The sequence below is a fragment of the Rhizobium sp. 768_B6_N1_8 genome (assembly GCF_051811225.1).
In the GTDB taxonomy this organism is placed as follows: domain Bacteria; phylum Pseudomonadota; class Alphaproteobacteria; order Rhizobiales; family Rhizobiaceae; genus Rhizobium.
Genome location: NZ_JBPWPV010000001.1, coordinates 1,440,552 through 1,463,172, shown reverse-complemented (window position 1 = coordinate 1,463,172; position 22,621 = coordinate 1,440,552). Strand labels below are relative to the sequence as shown.

21 protein-coding genes, 3 tRNA genes and 1 pseudogene are annotated in these 22,621 nt (G+C 59.6%); 16 read left to right on the top strand and 9 right to left on the bottom strand.

Annotated elements, in window-relative coordinates:
- The first annotated feature begins 60 nt into the window (after nt 1-60).
- The 6 genes from gloA to AB8B33_RS07480 all read left to right on the top strand — a co-directional run bounded on the left by gloA (nt 61) and on the right by AB8B33_RS07480 (nt 3,895).
- Nucleotides 61-501: a lactoylglutathione lyase gene (gloA, locus tag AB8B33_RS07505; protein WP_112545722.1), complete on the top strand. Its 441-nt coding sequence runs from the start codon at nt 61-63 to the stop codon at nt 499-501.
- A 96-nt stretch (nt 502-597) separates the two neighbouring features.
- Nucleotides 598-1,695: a YcbK family protein gene (locus AB8B33_RS07500; RefSeq protein ID WP_439014860.1), complete on the top strand. Its 1,098-nt coding sequence runs from the start codon at nt 598-600 to the stop codon at nt 1,693-1,695.
- 194 nt (nt 1,696-1,889) lie between these two features.
- Nucleotides 1,890-1,964 (top strand) — tRNA-Glu (locus tag AB8B33_RS07495).
- Between the two features lie 74 nt (nt 1,965-2,038).
- Nucleotides 2,039-2,113: transfer RNA gene (locus tag AB8B33_RS07490), tRNA-Glu, on the top strand.
- 232 nt (nt 2,114-2,345) lie between these two features.
- Nucleotides 2,346-2,420, top strand: a tRNA-Glu gene (locus tag AB8B33_RS07485).
- A gap of 305 nt (nt 2,421-2,725) precedes the next feature.
- Complete coding sequence (locus AB8B33_RS07480) at nt 2,726-3,895, top strand: TMEM43 family protein (protein ID WP_439014859.1); 1,170 nt, start codon at nt 2,726-2,728, stop codon at nt 3,893-3,895.
- 29 nt (nt 3,896-3,924) lie between these two features.
- On the opposite strand, the gene recJ is transcribed toward AB8B33_RS07480, so the two are convergent.
- The 4 genes from recJ to AB8B33_RS07460 all read right to left on the bottom strand — a co-directional run bounded on the left by recJ (nt 3,925) and on the right by AB8B33_RS07460 (nt 9,417).
- The gene (gene recJ, locus AB8B33_RS07475; protein WP_310383255.1) at nt 3,925-5,727 is read right to left on the bottom strand and encodes a single-stranded-DNA-specific exonuclease RecJ; all 1,803 of its coding nucleotides are present in this window, start codon (nt 5,725-5,727) and stop codon (nt 3,925-3,927) included.
- 435 nt (nt 5,728-6,162) lie between these two features.
- On the bottom strand, nt 6,163-7,488 hold the full coding sequence (locus AB8B33_RS07470; protein ID WP_007825159.1) for a homoserine dehydrogenase: 1,326 nt from the start codon (nt 7,486-7,488) through the stop codon (nt 6,163-6,165).
- A gap of 64 nt (nt 7,489-7,552) precedes the next feature.
- A complete protein-coding gene (locus tag AB8B33_RS07465) occupies nt 7,553-8,770 on the bottom strand; it encodes an LL-diaminopimelate aminotransferase (RefSeq protein ID WP_007825161.1) in 1,218 nt (405 codons plus the stop codon).
- Nucleotides 8,771-8,994: 224 nt separating this feature from the next.
- On the bottom strand, nt 8,995-9,417 hold the full coding sequence (locus tag AB8B33_RS07460) for a hypothetical protein (protein WP_113322389.1): 423 nt from the start codon (nt 9,415-9,417) through the stop codon (nt 8,995-8,997).
- 126 nt (nt 9,418-9,543) lie between these two features.
- On the opposite strand from AB8B33_RS07460, the pseudogene phaC reads away from it, so the two are divergent.
- The 3 genes and pseudogenes from phaC to AB8B33_RS07445 all read left to right on the top strand — a co-directional run bounded on the left by phaC (nt 9,544) and on the right by AB8B33_RS07445 (nt 13,311).
- Nucleotides 9,544-11,398 (top strand): annotated as a pseudogene (gene phaC / locus AB8B33_RS07455) (class I poly(R)-hydroxyalkanoic acid synthase).
- A gap of 292 nt (nt 11,399-11,690) precedes the next feature.
- Nucleotides 11,691-13,034: a DUF2778 domain-containing protein gene (locus AB8B33_RS07450; RefSeq protein ID WP_439014858.1), complete on the top strand. Its 1,344-nt coding sequence runs from the start codon at nt 11,691-11,693 to the stop codon at nt 13,032-13,034.
- Nucleotides 13,035-13,083: 49 nt separating this feature from the next.
- Entirely contained in the window at nt 13,084-13,311 is a 228-nt protein-coding gene (locus AB8B33_RS07445; RefSeq protein WP_439014857.1) for a hypothetical protein, read from the top strand.
- 12 nt (nt 13,312-13,323) lie between these two features.
- On the opposite strand, the gene AB8B33_RS07440 is transcribed toward AB8B33_RS07445, so the two are convergent.
- Nucleotides 13,324-14,175, bottom strand: a complete 852-nt coding sequence (locus AB8B33_RS07440) for a LysR substrate-binding domain-containing protein (protein ID WP_439014856.1) — start codon at nt 14,173-14,175, stop codon at nt 13,324-13,326.
- 87 nt (nt 14,176-14,262) lie between these two features.
- On the opposite strand from AB8B33_RS07440, the gene AB8B33_RS07435 reads away from it, so the two are divergent.
- Both AB8B33_RS07435 and AB8B33_RS07430 read left to right on the top strand, forming a co-directional pair.
- Nucleotides 14,263-14,964, top strand: coding sequence for a haloacid dehalogenase type II (locus tag AB8B33_RS07435; RefSeq protein ID WP_113322394.1), 702 nt, complete (start codon nt 14,263-14,265; stop codon nt 14,962-14,964).
- 22 nt (nt 14,965-14,986) lie between these two features.
- The gene (locus tag AB8B33_RS07430) at nt 14,987-15,778 is read left to right on the top strand and encodes an aldolase (RefSeq protein ID WP_113322395.1); all 792 of its coding nucleotides are present in this window, start codon (nt 14,987-14,989) and stop codon (nt 15,776-15,778) included.
- A 7-nt stretch (nt 15,779-15,785) separates the two neighbouring features.
- Here the strand turns inward: AB8B33_RS07430 and AB8B33_RS07425 are convergent, their stop codons facing one another.
- Entirely contained in the window at nt 15,786-16,943 is a 1,158-nt protein-coding gene (locus tag AB8B33_RS07425) for an aminotransferase class I/II-fold pyridoxal phosphate-dependent enzyme (protein ID WP_113322396.1), read from the bottom strand.
- A gap of 206 nt (nt 16,944-17,149) precedes the next feature.
- Here AB8B33_RS07425 and AB8B33_RS07420 point away from each other — a divergent pair, with 206 nt between their 5' ends.
- From AB8B33_RS07420 to aat, 5 genes are all read left to right on the top strand, one after another.
- Nucleotides 17,150-17,908 (top strand): DsbA family protein, encoded by a 759-nt coding sequence (locus AB8B33_RS07420; RefSeq protein WP_113322397.1) that lies wholly within the window; start codon nt 17,150-17,152, stop codon nt 17,906-17,908.
- Between the two features lie 244 nt (nt 17,909-18,152).
- Nucleotides 18,153-18,590: a type II 3-dehydroquinate dehydratase gene (gene aroQ / locus AB8B33_RS07415; RefSeq protein ID WP_113322398.1), complete on the top strand. Its 438-nt coding sequence runs from the start codon at nt 18,153-18,155 to the stop codon at nt 18,588-18,590.
- Nucleotides 18,591-18,611: 21 nt separating this feature from the next.
- Entirely contained in the window at nt 18,612-19,082 is a 471-nt protein-coding gene (gene accB / locus AB8B33_RS07410) for an acetyl-CoA carboxylase biotin carboxyl carrier protein (RefSeq protein ID WP_439014855.1), read from the top strand.
- A 10-nt stretch (nt 19,083-19,092) separates the two neighbouring features.
- Nucleotides 19,093-20,445: an acetyl-CoA carboxylase biotin carboxylase subunit gene (gene accC / locus AB8B33_RS07405; protein ID WP_310383234.1), complete on the top strand. Its 1,353-nt coding sequence runs from the start codon at nt 19,093-19,095 to the stop codon at nt 20,443-20,445.
- A 7-nt stretch (nt 20,446-20,452) separates the two neighbouring features.
- On the top strand, nt 20,453-21,070 hold the full coding sequence (gene aat / locus AB8B33_RS07400) for a leucyl/phenylalanyl-tRNA--protein transferase (RefSeq protein WP_310383232.1): 618 nt from the start codon (nt 20,453-20,455) through the stop codon (nt 21,068-21,070).
- 26 nt (nt 21,071-21,096) lie between these two features.
- Here aat and AB8B33_RS07395 read toward each other — a convergent pair whose 3' ends face one another.
- From AB8B33_RS07395 to AB8B33_RS07385, 3 genes are all read right to left on the bottom strand, one after another.
- On the bottom strand, nt 21,097-21,537 hold the full coding sequence (locus tag AB8B33_RS07395) for a DUF2155 domain-containing protein (RefSeq protein ID WP_037106339.1): 441 nt from the start codon (nt 21,535-21,537) through the stop codon (nt 21,097-21,099).
- Nucleotides 21,538-21,654: 117 nt separating this feature from the next.
- A complete protein-coding gene (locus AB8B33_RS07390) occupies nt 21,655-22,050 on the bottom strand; it encodes an NADH:ubiquinone oxidoreductase subunit NDUFA12 (protein ID WP_113322402.1) in 396 nt (131 codons plus the stop codon).
- Between the two features lie 102 nt (nt 22,051-22,152).
- Nucleotides 22,153-22,620, bottom strand: a complete 468-nt coding sequence (locus AB8B33_RS07385) for a GNAT family N-acetyltransferase (RefSeq protein ID WP_310383229.1) — start codon at nt 22,618-22,620, stop codon at nt 22,153-22,155.
- Nucleotide 22,621 lies beyond the last annotated feature (1 nt).

Sequence of the window (22,621 nt, the reverse complement as noted above, 5' to 3'; positions counted from 1 at the left end):
TGCCCGAAACTGGCGTCTGTTACTCCAGATGGGCTAGCCTAAATAGAGAGAGGAAACACAATGCGTTATCTCCACACCATGGTTCGCGTCAAAGACCTCGACGCTTCCCTCCATTTTTACACCACACTCTTCGGACTCGAGGAAATCCGCCGCCATGAGAACGAGAAGGGCCGCTTCACGCTCGTTTTCCTGGCCGCTCGCGATGATCTCGACCGTGCCCGCAGCGAAAAAGCTCCCTGCCTGGAGCTCACTTATAACTGGGACACGGAAGATTATACCGGAGGACGCAATTTCGGTCACCTCGCCTATGAGGTGGATGACATCTACGCGATCTGCCAGAAATTGATGGACAATGGTATTACGATTAACCGCCCCCCGCGTGATGGTAACATGGCCTTCGTACGCTCGCCCGACGGCATCTCGATAGAGATCCTGCAGAAGGGCGAAAAACTGGCCCCGGCCGAACCCTGGCTGTCCATGGGCAATACCGGCGCCTGGTAAGCCAAGCTGCAGGCAAGCTTCACGAGGCATTCTCCGGTTCTATCGTAACGGAAGCGCGCTTTCGGGCGCCTTCCGCATTCACCGGAGATTTCTCGGTTGCCCAGAAACAACAAGCGGATTGCCCCTCCGAGCCGGCAGGCTGTCGGTGCTTTGCTGATCGCCAGCTCTATCCTGGCGCTTTCCGGCTGCGTCTCCGACAAGAAGGCGCTTGATTCGGCCGCCGTCGCCACACCGGCTGTGGGGGGACAGCCGGCGCCGAGGCTTGCAGCAGCAATGCCCGCCGCATCGTCCCCCGCGTCGAAACAGCTCTATCGCGATCCGATGCTGACCAATGTCTCCGGTGTCAATCCGCAGGCAGCAGTGCAAGATCCGAATGCGGCAACGGCCGCGCCGCCCGTCGATCCGTCTATGCAACAGCAGCAGCCGGCCAATATCGGCGGTCTCGTCATGCAGTCGACGCGAATCAATGCGCAGGCGATGAGCATCTTTTCCGATCATCAGCCGCTGCCGCAGAACAATTCGACCTCGACGGTCATCCAGCGGCAGGGCGTGAACGCCTACGCACCTGAGAACGCTGGCCCAAGATCGAGCGTGTTCAGCGCGCCGCCCGAGCCACAGCAAGGCGAGATGCTGCCGCAGCAGTCGTCACAGAATACCAGCACGAAGCTTGCGCCTGATCAGACGGCTTCGCTTGCCGGCGGAAGCATTCCGGGATCGACGATGAATGCGCTCTACAGCGCGCCGAAGCAGAACCTGCTCAGCAGCCTTTCCGGGCTGCTGCAGAAGGCATCGCTGCCCGGCATGACGCGTGTGGCGCCGAACGGCCTGCATGTGCAGAACGACAGCGTCCAGGTCGGCTGCTTCAAGCCCGATCTCATGCGGGTCATCAAGACGGTCGAGACTCATTTCGGCAAGCCCGTCGTTATTACATCGGGCTATCGCGATCCGCAGCACAATCGTGAAGTCGGCGGCGCCGAGGAGTCGATGCACAAGAGCTGCGAGGCCGCCGATATCCAGATCGACGGCATCAGCAAATGGGATATCGCCCAATATATCCGCTCGCTCCCGAACCGCGGCGGTGTCGGCACCTATTGCCACACGGATTCGGTCCATCTGGACACCGGCAATGCCCGAGACTGGAACTGGGGCTGCGGCCGCAAGAGCGCGCCGATCGCTTCGGCAAGGGCGATCTGACCTTCCCCCTCTGAAAGAGTGACGTAGGGAAAGCGGCCGGACCCCGATTTCCAGCCGCCACTGCAGCTCTTTGATTCAGCTGCAATAATCTTCATTTTCCACAAGCGGAAACGGCTTGTCATTTTTTTGAAAAATTTCGAATTTGCCGCTTGCGGGATCGGAAGTGCCTGACTATAAGGGCGCCACCACAGCACGCGCCCTTCGTCTATCGGTTAGGACGACAGATTTTCATTCTGTAAAGAGGGGTTCGACTCCCCTAGGGCGTGCCACTTCTTCTTCCAATTCGACATTATACTTACCGCTTGCGGAACGCATTGCGCTTTCCTATTTGAGCTGAAAGCCTGCGCCCTTCGTCTATCGGTTAGGACGACAGATTCTCATTCTGTAAAGAGGGGTTCGACTCCCCTAGGGCGTACCAAAAGCCACCGACCGAAATTTCACGAAGAACTAAATTTGTCCTGTCATATGGTGACCCACCGCTGCAGGCCAACAATTCACGCAGCGACAAGGTCTGGCGAAGACAATCATTCCCGTCCGCTTTCCACTTTTCCACAAGCCCAGAAAAAATCTGCATAATCCGGCGAAAAATTCTCATTTTGCCGCTTGCGGCGCAGAAAGGTGCTGACTATAAGGGCGCCACCACAGAGCACGCGCCCTTCGTCTATCGGTTAGGACGACAGATTTTCATTCTGTAAAGAGGGGTTCGACTCCCCTAGGGCGTGCCACTCTCCTTCATCATTTCCCTGTCTTTTCATAGAGTTCCGTTCGCGGATCCAACTGTGCTTGTCGCGCGAGTTGATGGGGCAAATGCAATGACATCACGCATCATACGCTGCCGTCTGCAGAACGAAGCTCGGCTCGTGAACTCGCTCCGCAATCTTCGGAAAACTCATTCTTTTCAACGATATGATCAGCCCAAAAATGGTTTTCGGTATTTACCGGGGATTAGCGGGCGGCGTCTAAGATCATCAAGGCATTTCTGCTGACACGGCACTCCAACATACTCCTGAGCGACAAGGGATTTTCGGATATGAGCCATACGGAAACGACCTATACCTCGTGGTTTGAGCGCATCAAAAGCGCGCTGATCGGCGCATTGGTCGGCCTTGTTCTGCTTATCGGATGTATCTGGCTGCTGATATGGAACGAAGGACGTGCGATCCAGACCTATCGCGCTCTGTCCGAAGGCGCGTCACAGGTGATTTCGGTCGATGGTGCGGCTATCGATTCGGCCAATGAAGGCAAGTTGGTCCATATCAGTGGCGCGGTGAAATCCGATCAGATCCCGCAGGATAGCCAATTCGGCGTCATCGCCGATCGGGCCGTCGGCCTTTCCCGTAGCGTCGCGATGTATCAGTGGGTGGAAAAGAGCGAGAGCCAGACCAAAAAGACATTGGGTGGCGGCGAAGAAACGACGACGACCTATTCCTACACCAAGGAATGGCGCTCGGACATCGTCGATTCGAGCCGCTTCAAGCAATCTGATGATCATCAAAATCCAACCAGCATGCCTGACGGCGCCACCTTCACGGCAAAAACGGCGCATGTCGGCGCCTTCTCGGTACCAGGCAAGGATGTGGCGGGGATCGGCGACTATTCGCGACTCGCGCTCACCGACAGCGACGTGCAGCGCATAGCGGTGCAGGTTGGCGCCAGCCGGCCGGCAAAGCGCAATTCCGAGGGTGCCTATATCGGTCTGAACGAAAACCTGCCCGACGTCGGCGATCTCAGGATCACCTACCAGAGAATCGACGTGGAAACGGCAAGCATCGTCGGCAAGCAGAGTCACAGCGCGCTCGTTCCCTACGAGACGACCAACCACCGCGATATTTTCCTTACCGCTGATGGCCATGTGGATGCCGGCCAGATGTTCAAAACGGCAGAGAGCGAAAACAGCATTATCACCTGGCTTGTGCGCGCCTGCGGCCTCATCGGCTTGTTCGTCAGTTTCAAGCTGATGTTTGCGCTCCTGCCCATCCTCGCCGACCTGATTCCGTTTCTCGGCTCGGTCATCGGCTTCGGCACGAGCATCGTGGCCTGCGTGTTGACACTGCTCGTCGGCCCTGTTGTCATCGCCATAGGCTGGTTCGCCTACAGGCCGCTGTTGTCCGTCGGAATCATTGCGGGCGGCATATTGCTTGCCGTGATCGTCACTCGCCTTCGCAGAAAAGCACCGCTTTCTCAGCCGCAGCCGGCCTGATCTCTTTCCAAGCCTAGCCCTTCAGCCAGTCACTTGGCCGGTGCGCCGTCGCTGATACGCAGCTGGATTCTGCGCGAGCCCTGATAGTGTTCGGCACCGAGCGAGCCTGCGACATGCAGGTTGGCGCCGCGAGAGTTGAGAAGCAGGTTGCCGAGCGGGGTCTCGGCAGCCCTGAAGGCTATGCCGTCGAGGCGCGCACCGTCCATGGCTTCCAGCGTCACCTTCACATGCCGCTCGCCGACCAGGCGGGAATCACGCACACGATGCGCCGGTATGGCAAAGACTGGCTGGGAATGTCCCGAGCCATAAGGCCCCGCCGTTTCCAGACGGTCGATAAGCTCGATCGTTGCGCCGCTTGCAGCGATAGCACCATCGATCTTCAGCGTTTCATTGGCAACAAGAGCCGATACCGTCTTCTGTGCTTTCTCGATGAAGAAGGCTCTCAGCAGGCCAAGCTTGCCGCGCTCGACGGTCAAGCCGGCAGCCATGGCGTGACCACCGCCTTTCACAAGCAGTCCCTCGTCGACCGCTGCACGCACCATCCTGCCCATGTCGAAGCCGTTGATCGAACGCCCCGAACCGGTGCCCCTGCCTGAGGGATCGAAGGCGATGGCGAAGGCGGGTCGCTTGAACCTCTCCTTCAGGCGCGCGGCAATGAGGCCGACAATACCGGGGTGCCATTTCTCATGCGCGGTGACGATAACGGAAGCCCCCTCGCCGTCTCCATACTCGGCCAGCGCTTCGGCCTCGGCCTCCTGCAGCATGATCGCTTCCATGGCTTGCCGCTCGCGGTTGAGCTCGTCCAGCCGCTGAGCGATGGCTTCGGCTTCTACGGCATCGTCCAGCGTCAGCAGGCGGCTTCCCAGCGCAGCATCACCGATTCGCCCGCCGGCATTGATGCGCGGGCCGATCAGGAAGCCGAAATGATAGGGCGTAACAGGACCTGCCAGGCCCGCCTTGCGGAATAGTGCCGCAAGACCGGCATTGCTCTGGTGGCGCGCCGCGACCAACCCCTTGACCACATAGGCGCGGTTGAGGCCCTTGAGGGGCACGACATCGCAGACGGTCGCGAGCGCCACTATATCCAGCCACTGCAGGAGATCGATCGCGAGAATGCGCTTGTCTCCAGCCTCGCGCAGCAGGCGCAGCGTTGCAACCAGCACCATGAAGACGACACCGGCCGCACAAAGATGCCCTAGCCCGGAAAGATCGTCTTCGCGGTTTGGGTTGACGAGGGAGTGGCAAGGCGGCAGCTCGTGTGTCACCTGGTGGTGATCGATGACGACGACATCGATGTTGCGGTCCGCGGCAGCCGCCAGCGCCTCATGACTGGTGGAGCCGCAATCGACCGTGACGATGAGGCTAGCGCCGTTGTCGATCAACTGATTGATGGCCGTCGGGTTAGGCCCGTAACCTTCGAAGATGCGATCGGGAATATAGATATGCGCCTTGACGCCGAAATGGGTCAGGAAGCGATACATGAGCGCGGAGGAGGCTGCACCATCGACATCGTAGTCACCGAAGATCGCGACGGGCTCGCCGTCACGGATCGCAGCGGCAAGGCGCTTGGCGGCCTTCTCGCAGTCCGTCAGCTTGTAGGGGTCTGGCATGAGGCTGCGGATGGTGGGATCGAGGAATTCGACTGCCTCATCCACCGTCACGCCGCGGCCGGCAAGCACACGTGCGATCAGATCCGGCAGGCCGTGCATCTGCGACATGGCGAGCGCGCGGTTCTGCCCCGCCTGATCGAGGCGTGAAACCCAGCGATTGTCGAGAACCGATTTTTCGACGCCCAGGAAGGCACGCGGTACCGGATCGACCTGATCTGCCATGCCAAACTCCGCTTTCATCATCTGCCCTTTTTACAGATGCAGGGCAGATAGCAAAGCGGTGATTTCAAGCCTGTGGATTACCAGAAAATTGCCCAGATAACCAAGCCGATAACAAGCAGCTGGACGAAGAGGATCGAAAGCAGGATCAGGAGCGTGGCCCAATTCCGCCCTCGCGGCGCCTCGCGCTCGAAGGCAGCTCCAGGCGCCGTAGGGTCAGATTTCTGCAAGCCCGCCTGAGGGTTTTCGATCTCCGTCCGAACATGATCATGCGTATGCTCGATATTCCTCAACCCGCGACTCCAACGGCTCCCAGGTTGATTATATCTATATCTACATATCTGTTAATATAAATTCGGCGAAATGCTTTGATTAATAACAGAAAACCCGTCCGAGCGACCTCGGACGGGTTGAACCGTTCCAAATTGGAACAAAGCGTCAGGATTCTTCCTTGGGACGCTCGATGCGGATGACCTGTGGTTCTCCGACGAGGTAGCCTTCTTCCTTGATTGCAGCGACCGCCTTGCGCACCGAATCCTCCATGGTCGCATGGGTGACGAGGATGATCGTCTGGTGGTGCGAGGGCGCCAGATGCTGCTTGGAACGCTGGACGATCGATTCCAGCGAAATTTGGTTTTCCGCCATGCGCGTGGCGACGCTGGCAAAAACGCCGGTGCGGTCGAGAACGGTCAGGCGGATGAAATAGCCGCCCTCATGGCTCTGGATCTGCGCCTTGCGGTAAGTCTCAAGCGACTTGGCAGGATGGCCGAGAACGGGAACGCGCTGGGCGCCCGGCTGGCTCTTGGCGATGTCGGCGATATCGCCGAGCACCGAAGAGGCCGTGGCGTTGCCGCCGGCGCCGGGGCCGACCATCAGCAATTCGCCGAGGATATCGGATTCGATTGCGACCGCATTGGTAACGCCATCGACCTGGGCGATGACGGAATCGACCGGCACCATGGTCGGATGCACGCGCTGTTCGATGCCGGTATCCGTGCGTTGGGCGACGCCGAGCAGCTTGATGCGGTAGCCAAGGTCGGCGGCGGCGTGGATATCGTCGATCGAGATATTGGTGATGCCTTCGAGATAGATATCGTCGGCGGCGATCCTGTTGCCAAAGGCAAGCGTCGTCAGGATCGAAAGCTTGTGGGCGGTGTCATTGCCTTCGATGTCGAAAGCCGGATCGGCTTCGGCATAACCGAGGCGCTGAGCTTCCTTCAGGCAATCGGCAAAGGACAGGCCTTCCTTCTCCATCTTGGTGAGGATGTAGTTGCAGGTGCCGTTCATGATGCCGTAGACGCGCGAGATCGTGTTGCCCGTCAGCGATTCACGCAGCGCCTTGATAACAGGGATGCCGCCGGCAACGGCCGCTTCGAAGTTCAGGAGCGAGCCCTTTTCTTCGGCGATCGTCGCAAGCTCGACGCCGTGATAGGCAAGCAGCGCCTTGTTGGCGGTCACCACATGGAGACCGCGGGAAAGAGCGGCGCGAACAGCTACGTTTGCAGCCCCTTCAGCGCCGCCGATCAGCTCGACGAACACGTCGATATCGGCCTTTTCGGCCAGTTCTTCCGGACGCTCGTACCAGGTGATGCCAGTCAGATCGATGCCACGGTCCTTCGAACGATCACGCGCCGAAACTGCCGTAATCGTAATCGGGCGTCCGCAGGTGACTGCAAGTTCATTGCTTTTCTGCCTGATGATGCGAACAAGCGAGGCGCCAACGGTGCCCAAGCCCGCAATGCCGATTTTGAGGGCATCTGCCATGGATCGATCCTGAAATGTCTAGTGAGAGACAGCCGCAAATCTGCGGCTGTCTTCGAGGTTGGAATTAACGGTGGGCGTTGAGCGAGATAACGTTGTGCATCGTCTCGTCCGCCGTCGACATGAACTTCTTGATGTTGCGCGCAGCCTGGCGGATGCGGTGTTCGTTCTCGACAAGCGCCAGACGAACGTAATCGTCACCCTGTTCGCCGAAACCGATACCCGGGGCAACGGCGACGTCGGCCTTCTCGACCAGAAGCTTCGAGAATTCCAGCGAGCCGAGATGACGGAACTTTTCCGGGATCTTCGCCCAGGCGAACATGGTGGCAGCGGGCGGCGGCACTTCGAAGCCGGCCTTGCCGAAGCTCTCGACCATGACATCGCGGCGGCGCTTGTAGACGTTGCGGACTTCCGCAATGTCGGAACCGTCGCCATTCAGGGCATGGGTTGCGGCAACCTGGATCGGCGTGAAGGCACCGTAATCGAGGTAGGACTTCACACGCGTCAGTGCTGCGATCAGCCGCTCGTTGCCGACCGCAAAGCCCATGCGCCAGCCGGGCATGGAAAAGGTCTTGGACATGGAGGTGAATTCAACCGTCACATCCATTGCGCCCGGCACCTGCAGAACCGACGGTGGCGGCTCGCCATCGAAATAGATTTCCGAATAGGCAAGGTCCGACAGCACGATGATGTCATGCTTCTTGGCGAAGGCGATGACGTCCTTGTAGAAGTCGAGGGTCGCCACGAAGGCCGTCGGGTTCGACGGGTAATTCAGGATCAGCGCCAGCGGCTTCGGGATCGAGTGGCGAACGGCGCGTTCCAGCGGCGGGAAGAAGCTCTCGTCCGGCTCGACCGACATGGAGCGGATCACACCGCCAGCCATCAGGAAGCCGAAGGCATGGATCGGATAGGTCGGGTTCGGGCAGAGGATGACGTCGCCCGGTGCGGTGATGGCCTGCGCCATGTTGGCGAAGCCTTCCTTGGAGCCAAGGGTAGCGACCACCTGCGTATCCGGATTGAGCTTCACGCCGAATCGGCGCGCATAATAGGCAGCCTGCGCGCGCCGCAGACCGGGAATGCCCTTGGAGGACGAATAACGATGGGTGCGCGGGTCCTGAACGACCTCGCAGAGCTTGTCGACGATCGCCTGAGGGGTCGGAAGATCAGGGTTTCCCATGCCGAGATCGATGATATCGGCCCCGCCCGCTCGCGCGCTCGCTTTCAAACGGTTGACCTGTTCGAAAACGTAAGGCGGCAAACGCCGGACTTTGTGAAACTCTTCCATCTCTTTCCCCATGGAAATGCGGCCAACCTGACCGCTGTCGAAGCTCGTTCCGTCTCCCGGCATCTGCGATACGAGCTTCAGACTCGCAGCGCCGTATTCCTCTTCAACTTAACTGCGCGGCAAATCTTTGACGGAGAAGCCGCGCACGAAGCGCATTATCGGGAAAATTGCGTCTTCCGATCCATCCGGAAGGCTTTGCGTCCAAATCGCCTTAAAGGCAAGGCTTATTTGGTGATTTCGGAGAGCGTCGCGGCCCCGTGGTCGGCGGCAAGCGCGCGCATCTCGGCGACGCGACGCTGGTACTCCGCTTCCGAGATTGCGCCCGACTGCCGCTTGGCGGTCAGGGCCGTCAGCTGGTGCTGAAGCTCGGCCGCCTGTTCGTCGCTCATCTGCACATTGGCGGCCGTCAGCGGCGCACCGAACGACGGGTAGCCGTCCGGGCTTTTGGTAAGGCCGCCTTCAACGGGTTCGCCCTTGGAGGCCGGCATCACGACTGCCGTCGGCGCTGCCATGCGCTGGGCAAAAGCCTTCTTCTCCTCAGCGGTCTTGTTGCATCCGGCAAGCGCAATGGCCATGGCCGCGGCCGCCGCGCAGATTGCTGCGGTGCGGGTGAAGGTCGCGATATGCCCAATGCCTGTCGTCGTCATGCCTGATGATCCAATCCTGCCTGCTTCGACTGTTAAATTCGTCGCAGCGACAAAGCAATAGCATGAGAGCGGGCGCGCGGAACTTGTTTTCTTCATCGCCGCAGATGTACAACGAATGAACAGTGGATGCTGCCGCCGGAGGAAGTGCGTGACCGACAGCAAGCGGGAGAATGGTGCAAAGGTGGATTTCGACGCCAAGGATCTCGATCCCTATCTCCTGAAGGATCCCGAGGCCATGGCGATGAACTTCGCCCGTGCGCTCGAAAACCTCGGCAGGGCAGCTTCGGCGTGGCTCGGCCCGCGTGAGCGCGGCGAAATCTCCGACACGGTCGTCGAACCCGTCACCGATATGGTGAAGACGCTCTCCAAGGTGACGGACTACTGGATTTCCGATCCGCGCCGAACCTTCGAGGCGCAGACGCAGCTGATGAGCTCGTTCTTCGGCATATGGATGAACTCCGTGCAGAGGATGCAGGGCAGCCCGCTGGGAGCGGAACCGATCGCACGGGTGGATAAGCGTTTCGCCGACGAAGACTGGCAGAAGAATCCCTTCTTCGAATTTTTAAAGCAGGTCTATTTCGTGACCGCCGACTGGGCCGAAAAGCTGGTTGCCGAGACCGAAGGGCTGGACGAGCACACCAAGCACAAGGCCGGCTTCTATGTGAAGCAGATTACGGCAGCGCTCTCGCCCACCAATTTTGTGGTCACCAATCCGCAGGTCTACCGTGAGACGATCGCAACGAGCGGCGAAAACCTCGTGCGCGGCATGAGGATGCTGACCGAGGATATCATTGCCGGTCGCGGCGAACTCCGCATGCGCCAGACCGACATGACCAAATTCGCCGTCGGCCGCGACATGGCGCTGACACCGGGCAAGGTGATCGCGCAGAACGAAATCTGCCAAATCATCCAATACGAGCCATCGACGGAAACCGTGCTCAAGCGGCCACTGCTGATTTGCCCGCCGTGGATCAACAAATTCTACATCCTCGATCTCAACCCGCAGAAATCCTTCATCAAGTGGTGCGTGGACCAGGGACATACGGTCTTCGTCATCTCCTGGGTCAACCCGGATAGCCGCCATGCGCTGAAGGACTGGACGGCTTACGCAAGGGAAGGCGTCGATTTCGCACTGGAAACGGTCGAGAAGGCAACCGGTGAGAAGGAAGTCAACGCCATCGGCTATTGCGTCGGCGGCACGCTGCTTGCCGCAACCCTTGCCCTGCACGCCAAGGAAAAGAACAAGCGCATCAAGAGTGCAACGCTCTTCACCACCCAGGTCGATTTTACCCATGCCGGCGACCTGAAGGTCTTTGTCGACGAGGAGCAGCTTCAGGCGCTGGAAGCGCATATGCAGGCGCTCGGCTATCTCGACGGCTCGCGCATGTCGACAGCCTTCAACATGCTCAGGGCGAGCGAGCTCATCTGGCCCTATTTCGTCAACAACTACCTGAAGGGCCAGGAGCCCCTGCCCTTCGACCTGCTGTTCTGGAATGCCGATTCGACCCGCATGGCTGCGGCCAATCATGCCTTCTACCTGCGCAACTGCTATCTCAGGAATGCGCTGACCAAGGATGAGATGGTCCTCGACGGCAAGACCTTGTCGCTGAAGGACATCAAGATACCCATCTACAATCTCGCGACCCGCGAGGATCACATCGCGCCGGCAAATTCCGTCTTCGTCGGCAGCCAGTTCTTTGGCGGCAAGGTGCAGTTCGTTGTTGCAGGCTCCGGTCATATTGCCGGCGTCGTCAATCCGCCGGACAAGCATAAGTATCAGTTCTGGACCGGCGGCCCGGCCAAGGGCGACTATGATGCATGGCTTGCCAAGGCAAAGGAGACGAGGGGTTCCTGGTGGCCGCACTGGCACGCGTGGATCGAATCGCAAACCGGCGAGCGCGTGGCTGCCCGCAAGGTGGGTGGAGCAGCACTCAATGCGATCGAGGAAGCTCCGGGCAGCTATGTGATGGCGCGCAGCTGAAAGCACAAAAATTTCCCGCCGCCTGGTCGCCCTCACCGAGCAGTGACATACCGATCGCGGCAAACCTTTGAAAAATAGCTTTTTCTAAGATATTACGTCTCTTTTCGCGACAATCGAAACGGAACCCTGCACCTGTAAACTAATTGGAAACCATAGTTCGTCATCCTTAAGAAACGGTCGCTTGTCGCGAATGGGCCAAAATTCGGCCTTTTTGGGCAGTTAGCGGCTCCGGCAAAGATCCGTAAGTCAGTGCTGCCGGCCTGCGTAGCGCGTTTTGGAAGACGAGTAGAGTATGGCGTTTGCGGTAGGGACGTTCAATAACGTCGCCCCTTTTGGCGGATCCGCTGTTCATTCAGGCAGATCTCGCGGTTTACTCACCGGCATCGCAATAGCCGGACTTTTGACCTCCACGTGGCTTATCGGCACGATTGCCACAATGCAATCCGTATCGATGCCCTTCTCCTCACCGAAGGAGATCGCTCCGGTCACAGCAGCACCAAGGCCAACGCCTGTTGCCGTCACGCATGAGCGGCTTATCCATGTCAATAAGGCTTCGCGGCTTGCAGCATTCAATGCCAAGCCGGTCATGCCGTTAACGGCTCAGATTATCCAGTCTCACGCCGAGAAGACCTCGGCGGCATCGAGCGCAAAGCTCGCGCTCGCCAAGACCAATCGCCTCCCCGTTGCCGTCGCGGAACTTCAGCCGGTGGCCGTCTCCGACAATCCGCGCTTCAACAAGGAAGACACTGTCAAGGCGGTGGCAGCCGTCGTCCAAACCGCTGCCGCCACTCCTGCCGAGGATGGCGCCGACCGGATCATCATCCCGTCGAAGGATGCAGTCGCTGCGGCCGAAATGCCGGCTATGCTCGCTCTAGCCGACGCCGGCCCACGCGTCATGCCCGCTCCCGTCGAACTGCTGCCGGCGATCCCCGCTGCTCTCGCCGCCAACAAGCCGGCCGAGATGGAGGTTGCCGAGGCAGACGATGGTGCGCGGCCTTTCGATCTGGTTCTCACCCCCGATGAGGATTCCGTACCGCTCCCGATGGCGCGGCCCGATGGCCTCGTCGGCAAGCCGGCGCCTGTCTCCAAGGGTTCGCAGCGGACTGCCGAGCCTGTGCTTGCCTATGCCAAGCCGAACTCGCCGATCGAAGATGACGAAGACGATGCGGTGCCGCGCTATGACAAGCCGGTCTTTACGCCGCGCTTGCGCGCTGGTGTGGCGATCTACGACATTGAAAACGCTACCGTCTACCTGCCGAACGGCGAGCGGCTGGAGGCCCATTCCGGTCTCGGCAAGATGCGCGACAACCCGCGTTATATTGATCAGAAAATGCGCGGACCGACGCCGCCGCACACCTATAACCTAACGATGCGCGAAGCCCTGTTCCATGGCGTGGCGGCCATTCGCCTGACGCCGGTGCAGGGTTCGGACGCGATCTTCAACCGTGTCGGTCTGCTGGCACACACCTATATGCTCGGCAGGAACGGCGACTCCAACGGCTGCGTTTCCTTTAGGGATTACAAGCGCTTCCTGGCTGCCTACAAGCGTGGAGACATCCGGCAGCTCGTCGTGGTGCCGCGGATGAACAACAAGCCGGCTTCGACACTCGCCTCGCTCTTCTCCTCACGCACCTAGAGCCTTTCCTGGTCAGATTGCAGCATTCTGTTGGCTCAAACGGAGTCGGATGGTCGACCGGCCGGCGCGCGTCGTAGCCCAGATCTACGGCCAAGCCGGCCGATCGATCAGGCGACCCGTTTCAGCCAACCCCGGTGGTTTGCTTGCAAACCAGCTAGGGCCGGGCATCTTTCCGCCAGGATCAAAGGCGATCGGCTCGGACGTACCTAGGGGTATGCCCTTCGCCCATCGCCTTTGCCCTGACGAAAACCTGCTCCGGCAGAATGCTGCGATCTGACCGAGAAAGGCTCTAAAGATTGGCCGCGAGGAAATCGGCGAGCGACCGGCTCTCCGCCGTGAGGCGCATCTTTCCCCTGACGAGTGCGAGTTCGGATGCCGGCTGCGGATCGAACCCGTCTGCTGCTCCAAGCCGGCGATGTTCAGGCAGGACGGCATCCGACGGCAGCAGGCTGATGCCGAGGCCTGAGGCGACCGCCGCCTGAACGCCCATCAAACCCTGGCTCGTATAGGCGATGCGCCAGCGCCATCCGCTGCGCTCGATGAAGCAGATCGCCCGTTCACGGTAGATGCAGCCGACAGGAAAAACAGCAAGCGGGACCGGCTCATTCCTCACCGACCGGCGCGTGCTCTCGACCCAGATCAGTTCCTCCTTCCAACTCGCCAGACAGGCACCATCACCGGGTTCCCGCTTGATCAGTGCCAGATCGATTTCACCCGTATCGAGAAGGCGGCGAAGCTCGACGCTCCAGCCGCTGACGGTGTCGAGCCTAATATGCGGTGAGGCAGCGGAAAAACCGGAGAGAAGATCGATGAGCCTGCGACCGGCAAAATCCTCGGGAACGCCGAGCCTGACGGTCTTGGGCGCAGCGGGCTTGCGCATGACGTCCATTGCCTCTTCTGCCGTCGCCAACAGACGTCGGGCATAACTCAAGAGAATTTCGCCCTCCTCCGTCGTCTGGATACCACCCGTCGATTTGTCGCGCAGAAGCAGGGTGTGGCCGATATTGGCCTCGAGCTTCTTGATCTGCTGGCTGACGGTGGACTGGGTCAGGTGAACACGCTCAGCCGCCCGCGTGAAGCCGCCGGCATCAACGACCGCTGCGAAGGTCCGGAGAAGATCGAGGTCAAAGGCGAAGCTCATTCGGTTTTCCACTGTCCGTAATTATCACATTTAATTTCTCAATGACGCTGTTCTTTGTCAACATGAAGCAAATCATGGAGATGAGAGATGACCCTTCCCGGAAACCGACCAACCTGGCTGACCTTCGATTGCTACGGCACGCTGATTCAATGGGATGAAGGCCTGCTTGCTGCCATGGGCGCGATCCTGTCAGCCAAAGGCCGCGATATCGACCAGGCCGCCTTCATTGCCGTCTATGACCGCTACGAGCATGAACTGGAACAGCAAAAGCCGCACCGATCCTTCAGCCAAGTCACGGCTCTCGCATTGGAACTTGCCATGAAGGAGTTCGGCCTGCCATTCCACACCGCTGATGCCCATCTGCTGACATCCTCTATCGGCCGGATGCCGCCGTTCCCGGAAGTGGTAGAAACGCTCGGCAGGCTGAAAGCTGCCGGTTTCCGGCTTGCCATTATTTCCAATACGGACGACGCGATCATTGCCGGCAATGTCGCGCAGCTCGGCGGTTTCGTCGACCGGGTGATCACCGCGGAGCAGGCGGAAGCCTATAAGCCCTCGCCGCAAATCTTCCGGCACGCCTGGAAAACGCTCGGCATCGGCATGGATGATCTCGTACATATCTGCGCCAGCCCGCATCTTGACCTTGCCGCCGCGCGAGAACTCGGTTTTCGTGCGATCTGGGTTGATCGTGGCACGGGACGGAAACCGCTCAGCGACTACCGCCCCAACGAGATCGTGCCCACGCTCGACAAGGTACCCGGTCTTTTTGCCGCACACGGCTGGATGTAATTGACGCGATAGGAGACAAGACATGGCCCATGAACTGAACCTGGCGAAGGGACAGCCGGCGATATTGCGCAATCTGCCGCTCGATACCGACGAGATCTGGCAGGCGCGTGTCGATCTCGCAGCGTGCCTTCGAATGGCGGCGCGGCTCGGGCTTGAGGAAGGCATCTGCAACCATTTCTCGGCAGTCGTGCCCGGCCATCCCGATCTCTTTCTCGTCAACAGGCTCGGCTGGGCCTTTCAGGAGGCAACGGCTTCATCGCTGCTGATCTGCGATTTTGAAGGCAACGTCATTGCCGGCGACGGCGTGCCAGAGGCAACAGCCTTCTTCATCCATGCCCGCCTGCACAAGATGTCGCCGCGCGTCGGTGCGGCCTTCCACACGCATATGCCGAATGCGACAGCGCTCAGCATGGTCGAGGGCGATCCCTTCATCTGGGCTGGACAGACGTCACTGAAGTTCTATGGCCGCGTCGCCGTCGACGAGAACTATAGTGGACTGGCGCTCGATGAACGTGAGGGCGACAGGATCGCAGCCGTGCTCGGCGACAAGGACATCCTGTTCATGAAGAACCATGGCGTCATGGTCTGCGCGCCAAACATCGCCGAAGCCTGGGACGATCTCTATTATCTGGAGCGCGCCGCAGAGGTTCAACTCAAGGCGATGAGCACCGGACGCCGGCTGGTGCCGGTATCAGAAGAGATTGCTGAACAGGCGGCAAAGCAGATGCGTGAAGGCGATCCGGAAAGTGCCCGCCTGCATCTCGAAAGCGTCAGGCGCGTTCTCGACCGGCAGGCGCCCGAATATCGGACCTAGGCCTCGCCTATTTCAGCCATACGCCGATGCGCTCTACCGCTTCGGCGATCTCGGCTTCTGAACCGGCATAGGACATGCGGAGCGTACGCGGTCCTTCCACCGGATCGAAATCGAGGCCGGGCGTGGCGGCGACGTTGATTTCCGCCAACATGCGGCGCGCGAAATCCATGCTGTCATTGGTGAAGCGCGATACGTCGACATAGGCGTAGAAGGCGCCATCCATGGGCGACGCCGGTGCAAGGCCGATCTTCGGCAGCCGGTCGAGCAGCAGTTCGCGATTGGCGGCATAACTTGCCTTGACGCGATCCAGTTCCTCGCTGGCGCCGAGCGCTGCTGTGGCTGCGATCTGCGAAAGCTCCGGCGGCGAAATATAGAGGCTCTGGGCGACGCGCTCGATCGGGCGCACCAGCCGCTCAGGCAGCACCATCCAACCGATGCGCCAGCCGGTCATGCAATAGTATTTAGAGAAGGAGTTGATGACGATCGCCTCGTCCGTCAGCTCCAGCGCGCTCGTCTCTTCGCCTGCGAAGGTGAGGCCGTGATAAATCTCGTCGGAGATGAAGGCGATGTCATTGGCATCGCAATAGGCGGCAAGCGCCTTCAGGCCTTCGCGGCCGGTCACCGTGCCGGTCGGATTTGCAGGGCTTGCAAGCAGCACGCCCTTCAGCTTCACGCCCTTTTCCTTCTGGATCGCTTCGAGGCTTTCGGGCGTCAGCGTGAAATGCGTTTCTGATGTGACGGGCACTTCGACCACATTGAGGCCGAGGGCACCGAGGATGTTGCGATAGGCAGGATAGCCCGGCCGGGCAATGGCAACCGCATCGCCGGCATCAAAAAGCGACAGGAAGGCGAGATTGAAGGCCGCCGACGAGCCGGTTGTGATGGCAATGCGGACGGGATCGATCTCAAGGCCGTGGCGATCGCGATAGTGCCAGGCGAGCGCATGTTTCAGCAGCGCTGTGCCGAGCGCATCCGTATAGCCGATCCGCCCCTCGGCAAGCGCTGTGCGGGCGGCCTCAAGGGCTGCCTGGGGAGCTGGATGCGAGGGCTGGCCGACAGCCATGGAAATGACGGGGTGACCGCCTGCCCGTCTCTTCGTCGCTTCGGCCAGAACATCCATGGCGTGGAATGGTTCGACTTCGCTGCGTTTCGATATGGAAAACACGATCACTTCCTGCCTGGCTTCAGATAAAGGCCAGACAATTGCCGCAATAATCGGCTCATCACAATCCCGCGAGGGCTTGGATCGGAGGAAAATTCCTGTTTGATGGCGGCCCGACGCGCCGTAATTTGATGCGGACGCATCCAAGCCCATTAACCCGGCGATGGTATTTTTCGTTCGAAAACCCATCAGTCGACGACGAGGATACCATGGCCTTCTTCTCCAAAACGCTCACCGCGCTGGTGCTTGCAGCCTCCATCGCCCTTCCGGCTCAGGCATTTGCATTCGACGACCAGCAGAAGAAGGAACTGGGTGAATTCATCAAGCAGTATCTGATCGAAAATCCGGAGATCATGCTCGAGGTGCAGGATGCGCTGCAGAAAAAGCAGCAGATGGCCCAGCAGGTGAAGGCGACCATGGCCATCGAGAACAATACCGACGGCATCTTCGATTCCAAGAATGACGTGACACTCGGCAACCCGAAGGGCGATGTCACCGTCGTCGAGTTCTTCGACTATAACTGCACCTATTGCCGTCACGCCCTGCCCGACATGCAGGCGCTCCTGAAGAAGGACAAGAATGTCCGCTTCGTGCTGAAGGAGTTCCCGATTCTCGGACCGGATTCGGTCGCGGCACATCGCGTGGCAGATGCCTTCCGCCGGCTTGCGCCTGAAAAGTACAGCGATTTCCACGTCGCGCTACTCGGCAGCGACGGCCGCGCCTCCGAGGATACCGCAATCCAGGTCGCCTCCTCTCTCGGCGTCAGCGAAGACAAGATTCGCGCGGAGATGAAAAAGAGCCCGAACGATGACATCGTGCAGGCGACCTATCAGCTCGCCGCCAATCTCGGCATCAGCGGTACACCGTCCTATGTGATCGGCAACGAAATGGTGCCCGGCGCCGTCGGCATCGACGATCTTGAAGCCAAGGTGAAGAACATGCGGGCCTGCGGCAAGACGAGCTGCTGAACCCGCGCTCATCAAATCGCCTAAATCGAAGCGTTTCAGCCATGTGGACAAACATGGCGCGACGTCCCTTGCCGATTCTGTAAGGGCTTTCAATAAGCCCGCGTGGAGTCTATAGGTGGCGCTCGCGCATTCCCGTGCCTTTGCTGCCGATAGGCTGGCACAGGACGCGATGAATACAGTGAACCGCGTAGCGGTCGCTTGATCCCGAGAGGATCAAGAGCCGGTGCGCCAAACGGAACATTCGATGACGCAAACGATTTTTGTCCTGAACGGGCCCAACCTGAATATGCTGGGCAAGCGAGAACCTGGCATCTATGGCGGCAAGACGCTCAAGGACATAGAGGCGGACTGCAAGGCTGCGGGCCGCGAACTCGGCTTCGACATCGATTTCCGCCAAAGCAATCACGAAGGCACGCTGGTGGACTGGTTCCACGAAGCGGATGAAAAGGCCATCGGCGTTGCCATCAATGCAGGCGCCTATACGCATACGTCGGTCGCGCTGCATGATGCGATCCGTGCCATTTCCATTCCCGTCATCGAGCTCCACATATCCAACGTGCACGCGCGGGAAGAATTCCGCCACAAGTCGATGATCGCACCCGCATGCAAGGGCGTGATCTGCGGCTTCGGGCCTCATAGCTACATCCTGGCGCTGCACGCGCTGAAGAACATCACGGCATAAGAAGAAGACAGGGCAACACTCATGGCTGAAAAGAAATCCGGTATCGATCAGGCACTGATCCGCGATCTCGCCAACATCCTCAAGGACACGGATCTGACCGAGATCGAAGTCGAACAGGAAGATCTGCGTATCCGCGTTTCGCGCGCAGGCACGCCCCAGTACATCCAGGCACCGATCGCAGGCCCTGCTTATGCGGCGCCTGCAGCGATCGCAGCAGTCCCGGCCGCCGCCGCTCCGGTAGCAGCCGGCCGTAACCCGGCCAATACGGTGAACGCACCAATGGTCGGCACGGTCTATATGGCTCCGGCACCGGGCGCGCGCGCGTTCATCGAAGTTGGCGCCACCGTCAAGGAAGGCCAGACGCTCCTCATCATCGAAGCGATGAAGACGATGAACCAGATCCCCTCACCGAAATCCGGCAAGGTCACGGAAATCCTTGTCGAAGACGGTTCGCCCGTCGAATACGGCCAGCTGCTCGTCGTCGTCGAATAAGGCTTTGCCAATGATTTCGAAGATCCTCATAGCCAATCGTGGCGAGATCGCCCTTCGCGTGCTGCGCGCCTGCAAGGAGCTCGGCATTGCAAGTGTTGCCGTGCATTCGACGGCCGATGCCGACGCCATGCATGTGCGCCTTGCCGATGAGAGTGTGTGCATCGGCCCGCCGCCGTCGCGCGAAAGCTATCTCAATATTCATCAGATCGTCGCAGCCTGCGAAATCACCGGCGCTGACGCCGTGCATCCGGGTTATGGCTTCCTGTCGGAAAATGCCAAGTTCGCCGATATTCTCGAAGCGCACGGCATTACCTTTATCGGCCCGACGGCGGAACATATCCGCATCATGGGCGACAAGATCACCGCCAAGACCACGGCCCAGGAACTCGGCATCCCGGTCGTTCCCGGCTCCGATGGCGAAGTGAAGACCGAAGAGGATGCACTGAAGACGGCAGCCGAAATCGGCTATCCGGTACTGATCAAGGCAACGGCCGGCGGCGGCGGACGCGGCATGAAGGTTGCCAAGACCGAGGCCGACCTGATCGAGGCATGGTCGACGGCCCGCACCGAAGCGGCCGCTGCCTTCGGCAATGACGCCGTCTACATGGAAAAGTATCTCGAAAAGCCGCGCCACATCGAAATCCAGGTGTTCGGCGACGGCGAAGGCAATGCGGTCCATCTCGGCGAACGCGACTGCTCGCTGCAGCGCCGTCACCAGAAGGTCTGGGAAGAAGCCAACTCGCCTGCCCTCAATGTCGAGCAGCGCATGAAGATTGGCCAGATCTGCGCAGACGCCATGATGAAGCTGAAATATCGCGGCGCCGGCACGATCGAATTCCTCTACGAAAACGGCGAGTTCTATTTCATCGAAATGAACACCCGTCTGCAGGTGGAACATCCGGTCACCGAGGCCATCACCGGCATCGACCTCGTGCATGAACAGATCCGCGTTGCCTCCGGCGGCGGGCTCTCGGTCACGCAGGATGAAGTACACTTCCACGGCCACGCCATCGAATGCCGCATCAATGCCGAGGACGCACGCACCTTCGTGCCCTCGCCCGGCACGATTACGCATTTCCATGCACCGGGTGGACTTGGTGTGCGCATCGATTCCGGCGCCTATCAGGGCTACAAGATCCCGCCCTATTACGACAGCCTCATCGGCAAGCTGATCGTGCATGGCCGGACACGCGTCGAATGCATGATGCGCCTGCGCCGTGCGCTCGATGAATTTGTCGTTGACGGAATCAAGACGACGCTGCCACTGTTCCAGGATCTCGTTTCTAACCAGGATATCGCCAATGGCGATTATGATATCCATTGGCTGGAAAAGTATCTCGCCAACAGCAAGCCGGCAGCGTAGGACAGGAATGGCAGGAGCGCGCAGGAAGTCACCAGGTATTACCCCGGAAATCCTCCTGCGCGCCTATTCGATCGGCCTCTTTCCCATGGCCGAATCCGCCGACGACCCGGAAATTTTCTGGGTCGAACCCGATGTCCGCGGTGTCCTTCCGCTGGGCGATCGTTTTCACGTTTCCAAAAGCCTTCGAAAGACGATCAAGCAGAGGCCCTTCGACATCCGCTTCAACAGCGATTTCGATGCCGTGATCACCGCTTGCGCGCAGGAAACATCCGACCGCCCAAGTACCTGGATCAACGAGACCATCAGGACACTCTATTCCGCCCTGCACCGCATGGGCCACGCCCATTCCGTCGAAGCCTGGGATGGTGATGAATTGGTCGGCGGGCTCTACGGCGTGTCGCTTGGCTCCGCCTTCTTCGGGGAAAGCATGTTCTCGCGGCGCACCGATGCTTCGAAAATCTGTCTCGTGCATCTAGTCGAGCATTTGCGCCAGAAACATTTCACCCTGCTCGACACGCAATTCACGACTGAGCATCTGAAGACATTCGGTGCCATTGACGTGCCTAAGGCGGACTATGCGCTACTGCTCGCCGCCGCAATGGAATCGCCGCATCTCGCGTTCTAGGGAACGATTATTCCGTCAGAAAAAGCTTATTTCGCGCCGGCGCTGTCCGGAGGCGGGACGTCGGAGTTCTGCTTGCAGTCTTTTAACCAGACGTCATAGATCGGATGCTCGACGGCGTTGAGGCCGGGGCTGTCGGCAAACATCCAGCCGGTGAAGATGCGGCGGATCTTGCGGTCGAGCGTGATCTCGTCGACTTCGACGAAACCATCGATCTTCTGGGCTTCCGACTGATCGCGCGAATAACAGGCCTTCGGCGTCACCTGCAGGGCGCCGAACTGGACCGTTTCGTTGACATAGACGTCGAAAGTGGTGATACGGCCGGTGATCTTGTCGAGGCCGGAGAAGACGGCGACCGGATTGTCGATGCGGGCAGCCTGTGCCTGATTGGAAAGAAGCCCGGCGGAAAGCGCCAATAGCGATACAGCTCCCGCAGCCGGCAGGACCGTGTTTCGCAGGGAAAGCTTCATATCTACCCGTCTCCAGCACATATCAGGTTCATGGCCGCAGCGATTGCGGCCAACCTGCGGGTAAAGGTCAATTGTGGCCAAAGCGCGGGGCAGAACCCGCCATCAGATGCTTGACGCTCAGTTGCCCGGCGTCCAGGCGTCGTAGTCACCGGTCACGCGCGGACGTTCGCCGGCAACCGAGAGCGAGCCCGGCGGACGGTAAGCCTGCGGCGAACCGGTCGGGTTGGCGCGGTGCGGCTTCTGCCATTCCTTAGCGACGTAGGTTTCCTTGGACGGAGGAACATCGGTGCGGTGATGCATCCAGCCGTGCCAGCCCGGAGGAATGGCGGAAGCTTCGGCGTAACCCTTGTAAATCACCCAGCGCTTCGGCAGGCCGTAGGAGGAAAGACCGCCTTCGTAATAGACATTGCCCAACTCGTCTTCACCAACGCGCTTGAAGCCGCGAAGGGCGAAGAGCGTGCCGAAAGTGTAATTGTTCCACCAGGTGAAGGTGTGCAACAGGAACTTGATCATGTCTTTTCCTCGTGGCCGCAGGACGCGGACGAAAGCAGATAGGCTTTTTCGCTTATGCCGCCGCCAAGCCGAATTGTCCAGTGATTCCCGCCGAAACTACGGTCATTTCAGAGCCATCTTGAAACCGAGATGCGATGGCTTGAAGCCCAGTCTTTCGTAGAAACGATGGGCATCCTTGCGTACCGCATTCGATGTCAGTTGGACGAGCCGTACGCCGCGACCTTTCGCCTCGGCAATGGCAAATTCGATCATCCGCGCACCGATGCCCTGCCCGCGCATATCGGAGCGCGTCTGCACCGCCTCAATGATCATGGCGGATGAGCCGCGTGCATTGAGCGAGGTGGTGATCATCGTCTGAAAGGTGCCGACGACGTCAGCGTCCCGTTCGGCAACATACAGCGTCTGGTTGGGAGACGCAGCGATCCCCGCAAAGGCGCGGGCGTACTCCGGATAGGCCTCCGGATCACTCGTATCCCCATGGCCGCCGAGCTGATCGGCAGCAAACATGGCAATCAACGCCGGCAGATCGGCTTCACGTGCTTCGCGGATGATAATGTCGCCGGATGCCATA

Bases quoted from the DNA above. Each gene is read 5' to 3' on its own strand.
- AB8B33_RS07395 (WP_037106339.1), bottom strand. From the start codon at position 21,537: ATGAAGCTTTCCCTGCGAAACACGGTCCTGCCGGCTGCGGGAGCTGTA.
- AB8B33_RS07465 (WP_007825161.1), bottom strand. From the start codon at position 8,770: ATGGAAGAGTTTCACAAAGTCCGGCGTTTGCCGCCTTACGTTTTCGAA.
- recJ (WP_310383255.1), bottom strand. From the start codon at position 5,727: ATGGCAGATCAGGTCGATCCGGTACCGCGTGCCTTCCTGGGCGTCGAA.
- AB8B33_RS07420 (WP_113322397.1), top strand. From the start codon at position 17,150: ATGGCCTTCTTCTCCAAAACGCTCACCGCGCTGGTGCTTGCAGCCTCC.
- AB8B33_RS07435 (WP_113322394.1), top strand. From the start codon at position 14,263: ATGACCCTTCCCGGAAACCGACCAACCTGGCTGACCTTCGATTGCTAC.
- accC (WP_310383234.1), top strand. From the start codon at position 19,093: ATGATTTCGAAGATCCTCATAGCCAATCGTGGCGAGATCGCCCTTCGC.
- AB8B33_RS07440 (WP_439014856.1), bottom strand. From the start codon at position 14,175: ATGAGCTTCGCCTTTGACCTCGATCTTCTCCGGACCTTCGCAGCGGTC.
- AB8B33_RS07390 (WP_113322402.1), bottom strand. From the start codon at position 22,050: ATGATCAAGTTCCTGTTGCACACCTTCACCTGGTGGAACAATTACACT.
- AB8B33_RS07450 (WP_439014858.1), top strand. From the start codon at position 11,691: ATGGCGTTTGCGGTAGGGACGTTCAATAACGTCGCCCCTTTTGGCGGA.
- AB8B33_RS07460 (WP_113322389.1), bottom strand. From the start codon at position 9,417: ATGACGACGACAGGCATTGGGCATATCGCGACCTTCACCCGCACCGCA.
- aat (WP_310383232.1), top strand. From the start codon at position 20,453: ATGGCAGGAGCGCGCAGGAAGTCACCAGGTATTACCCCGGAAATCCTC.
- AB8B33_RS07430 (WP_113322395.1), top strand. From the start codon at position 14,987: ATGGCCCATGAACTGAACCTGGCGAAGGGACAGCCGGCGATATTGCGC.
- gloA (WP_112545722.1), top strand. From the start codon at position 61: ATGCGTTATCTCCACACCATGGTTCGCGTCAAAGACCTCGACGCTTCC.
- AB8B33_RS07480 (WP_439014859.1), top strand. From the start codon at position 2,726: ATGAGCCATACGGAAACGACCTATACCTCGTGGTTTGAGCGCATCAAA.
- accB (WP_439014855.1), top strand. From the start codon at position 18,612: ATGGCTGAAAAGAAATCCGGTATCGATCAGGCACTGATCCGCGATCTC.
- AB8B33_RS07385 (WP_310383229.1), bottom strand. From the start codon at position 22,620: ATGGCATCCGGCGACATTATCATCCGCGAAGCACGTGAAGCCGATCTG.
- AB8B33_RS07445 (WP_439014857.1), top strand. From the start codon at position 13,084: ATGGTCGACCGGCCGGCGCGCGTCGTAGCCCAGATCTACGGCCAAGCC.
- AB8B33_RS07470 (WP_007825159.1), bottom strand. From the start codon at position 7,488: ATGGCAGATGCCCTCAAAATCGGCATTGCGGGCTTGGGCACCGTTGGC.
- aroQ (WP_113322398.1), top strand. From the start codon at position 18,153: ATGACGCAAACGATTTTTGTCCTGAACGGGCCCAACCTGAATATGCTG.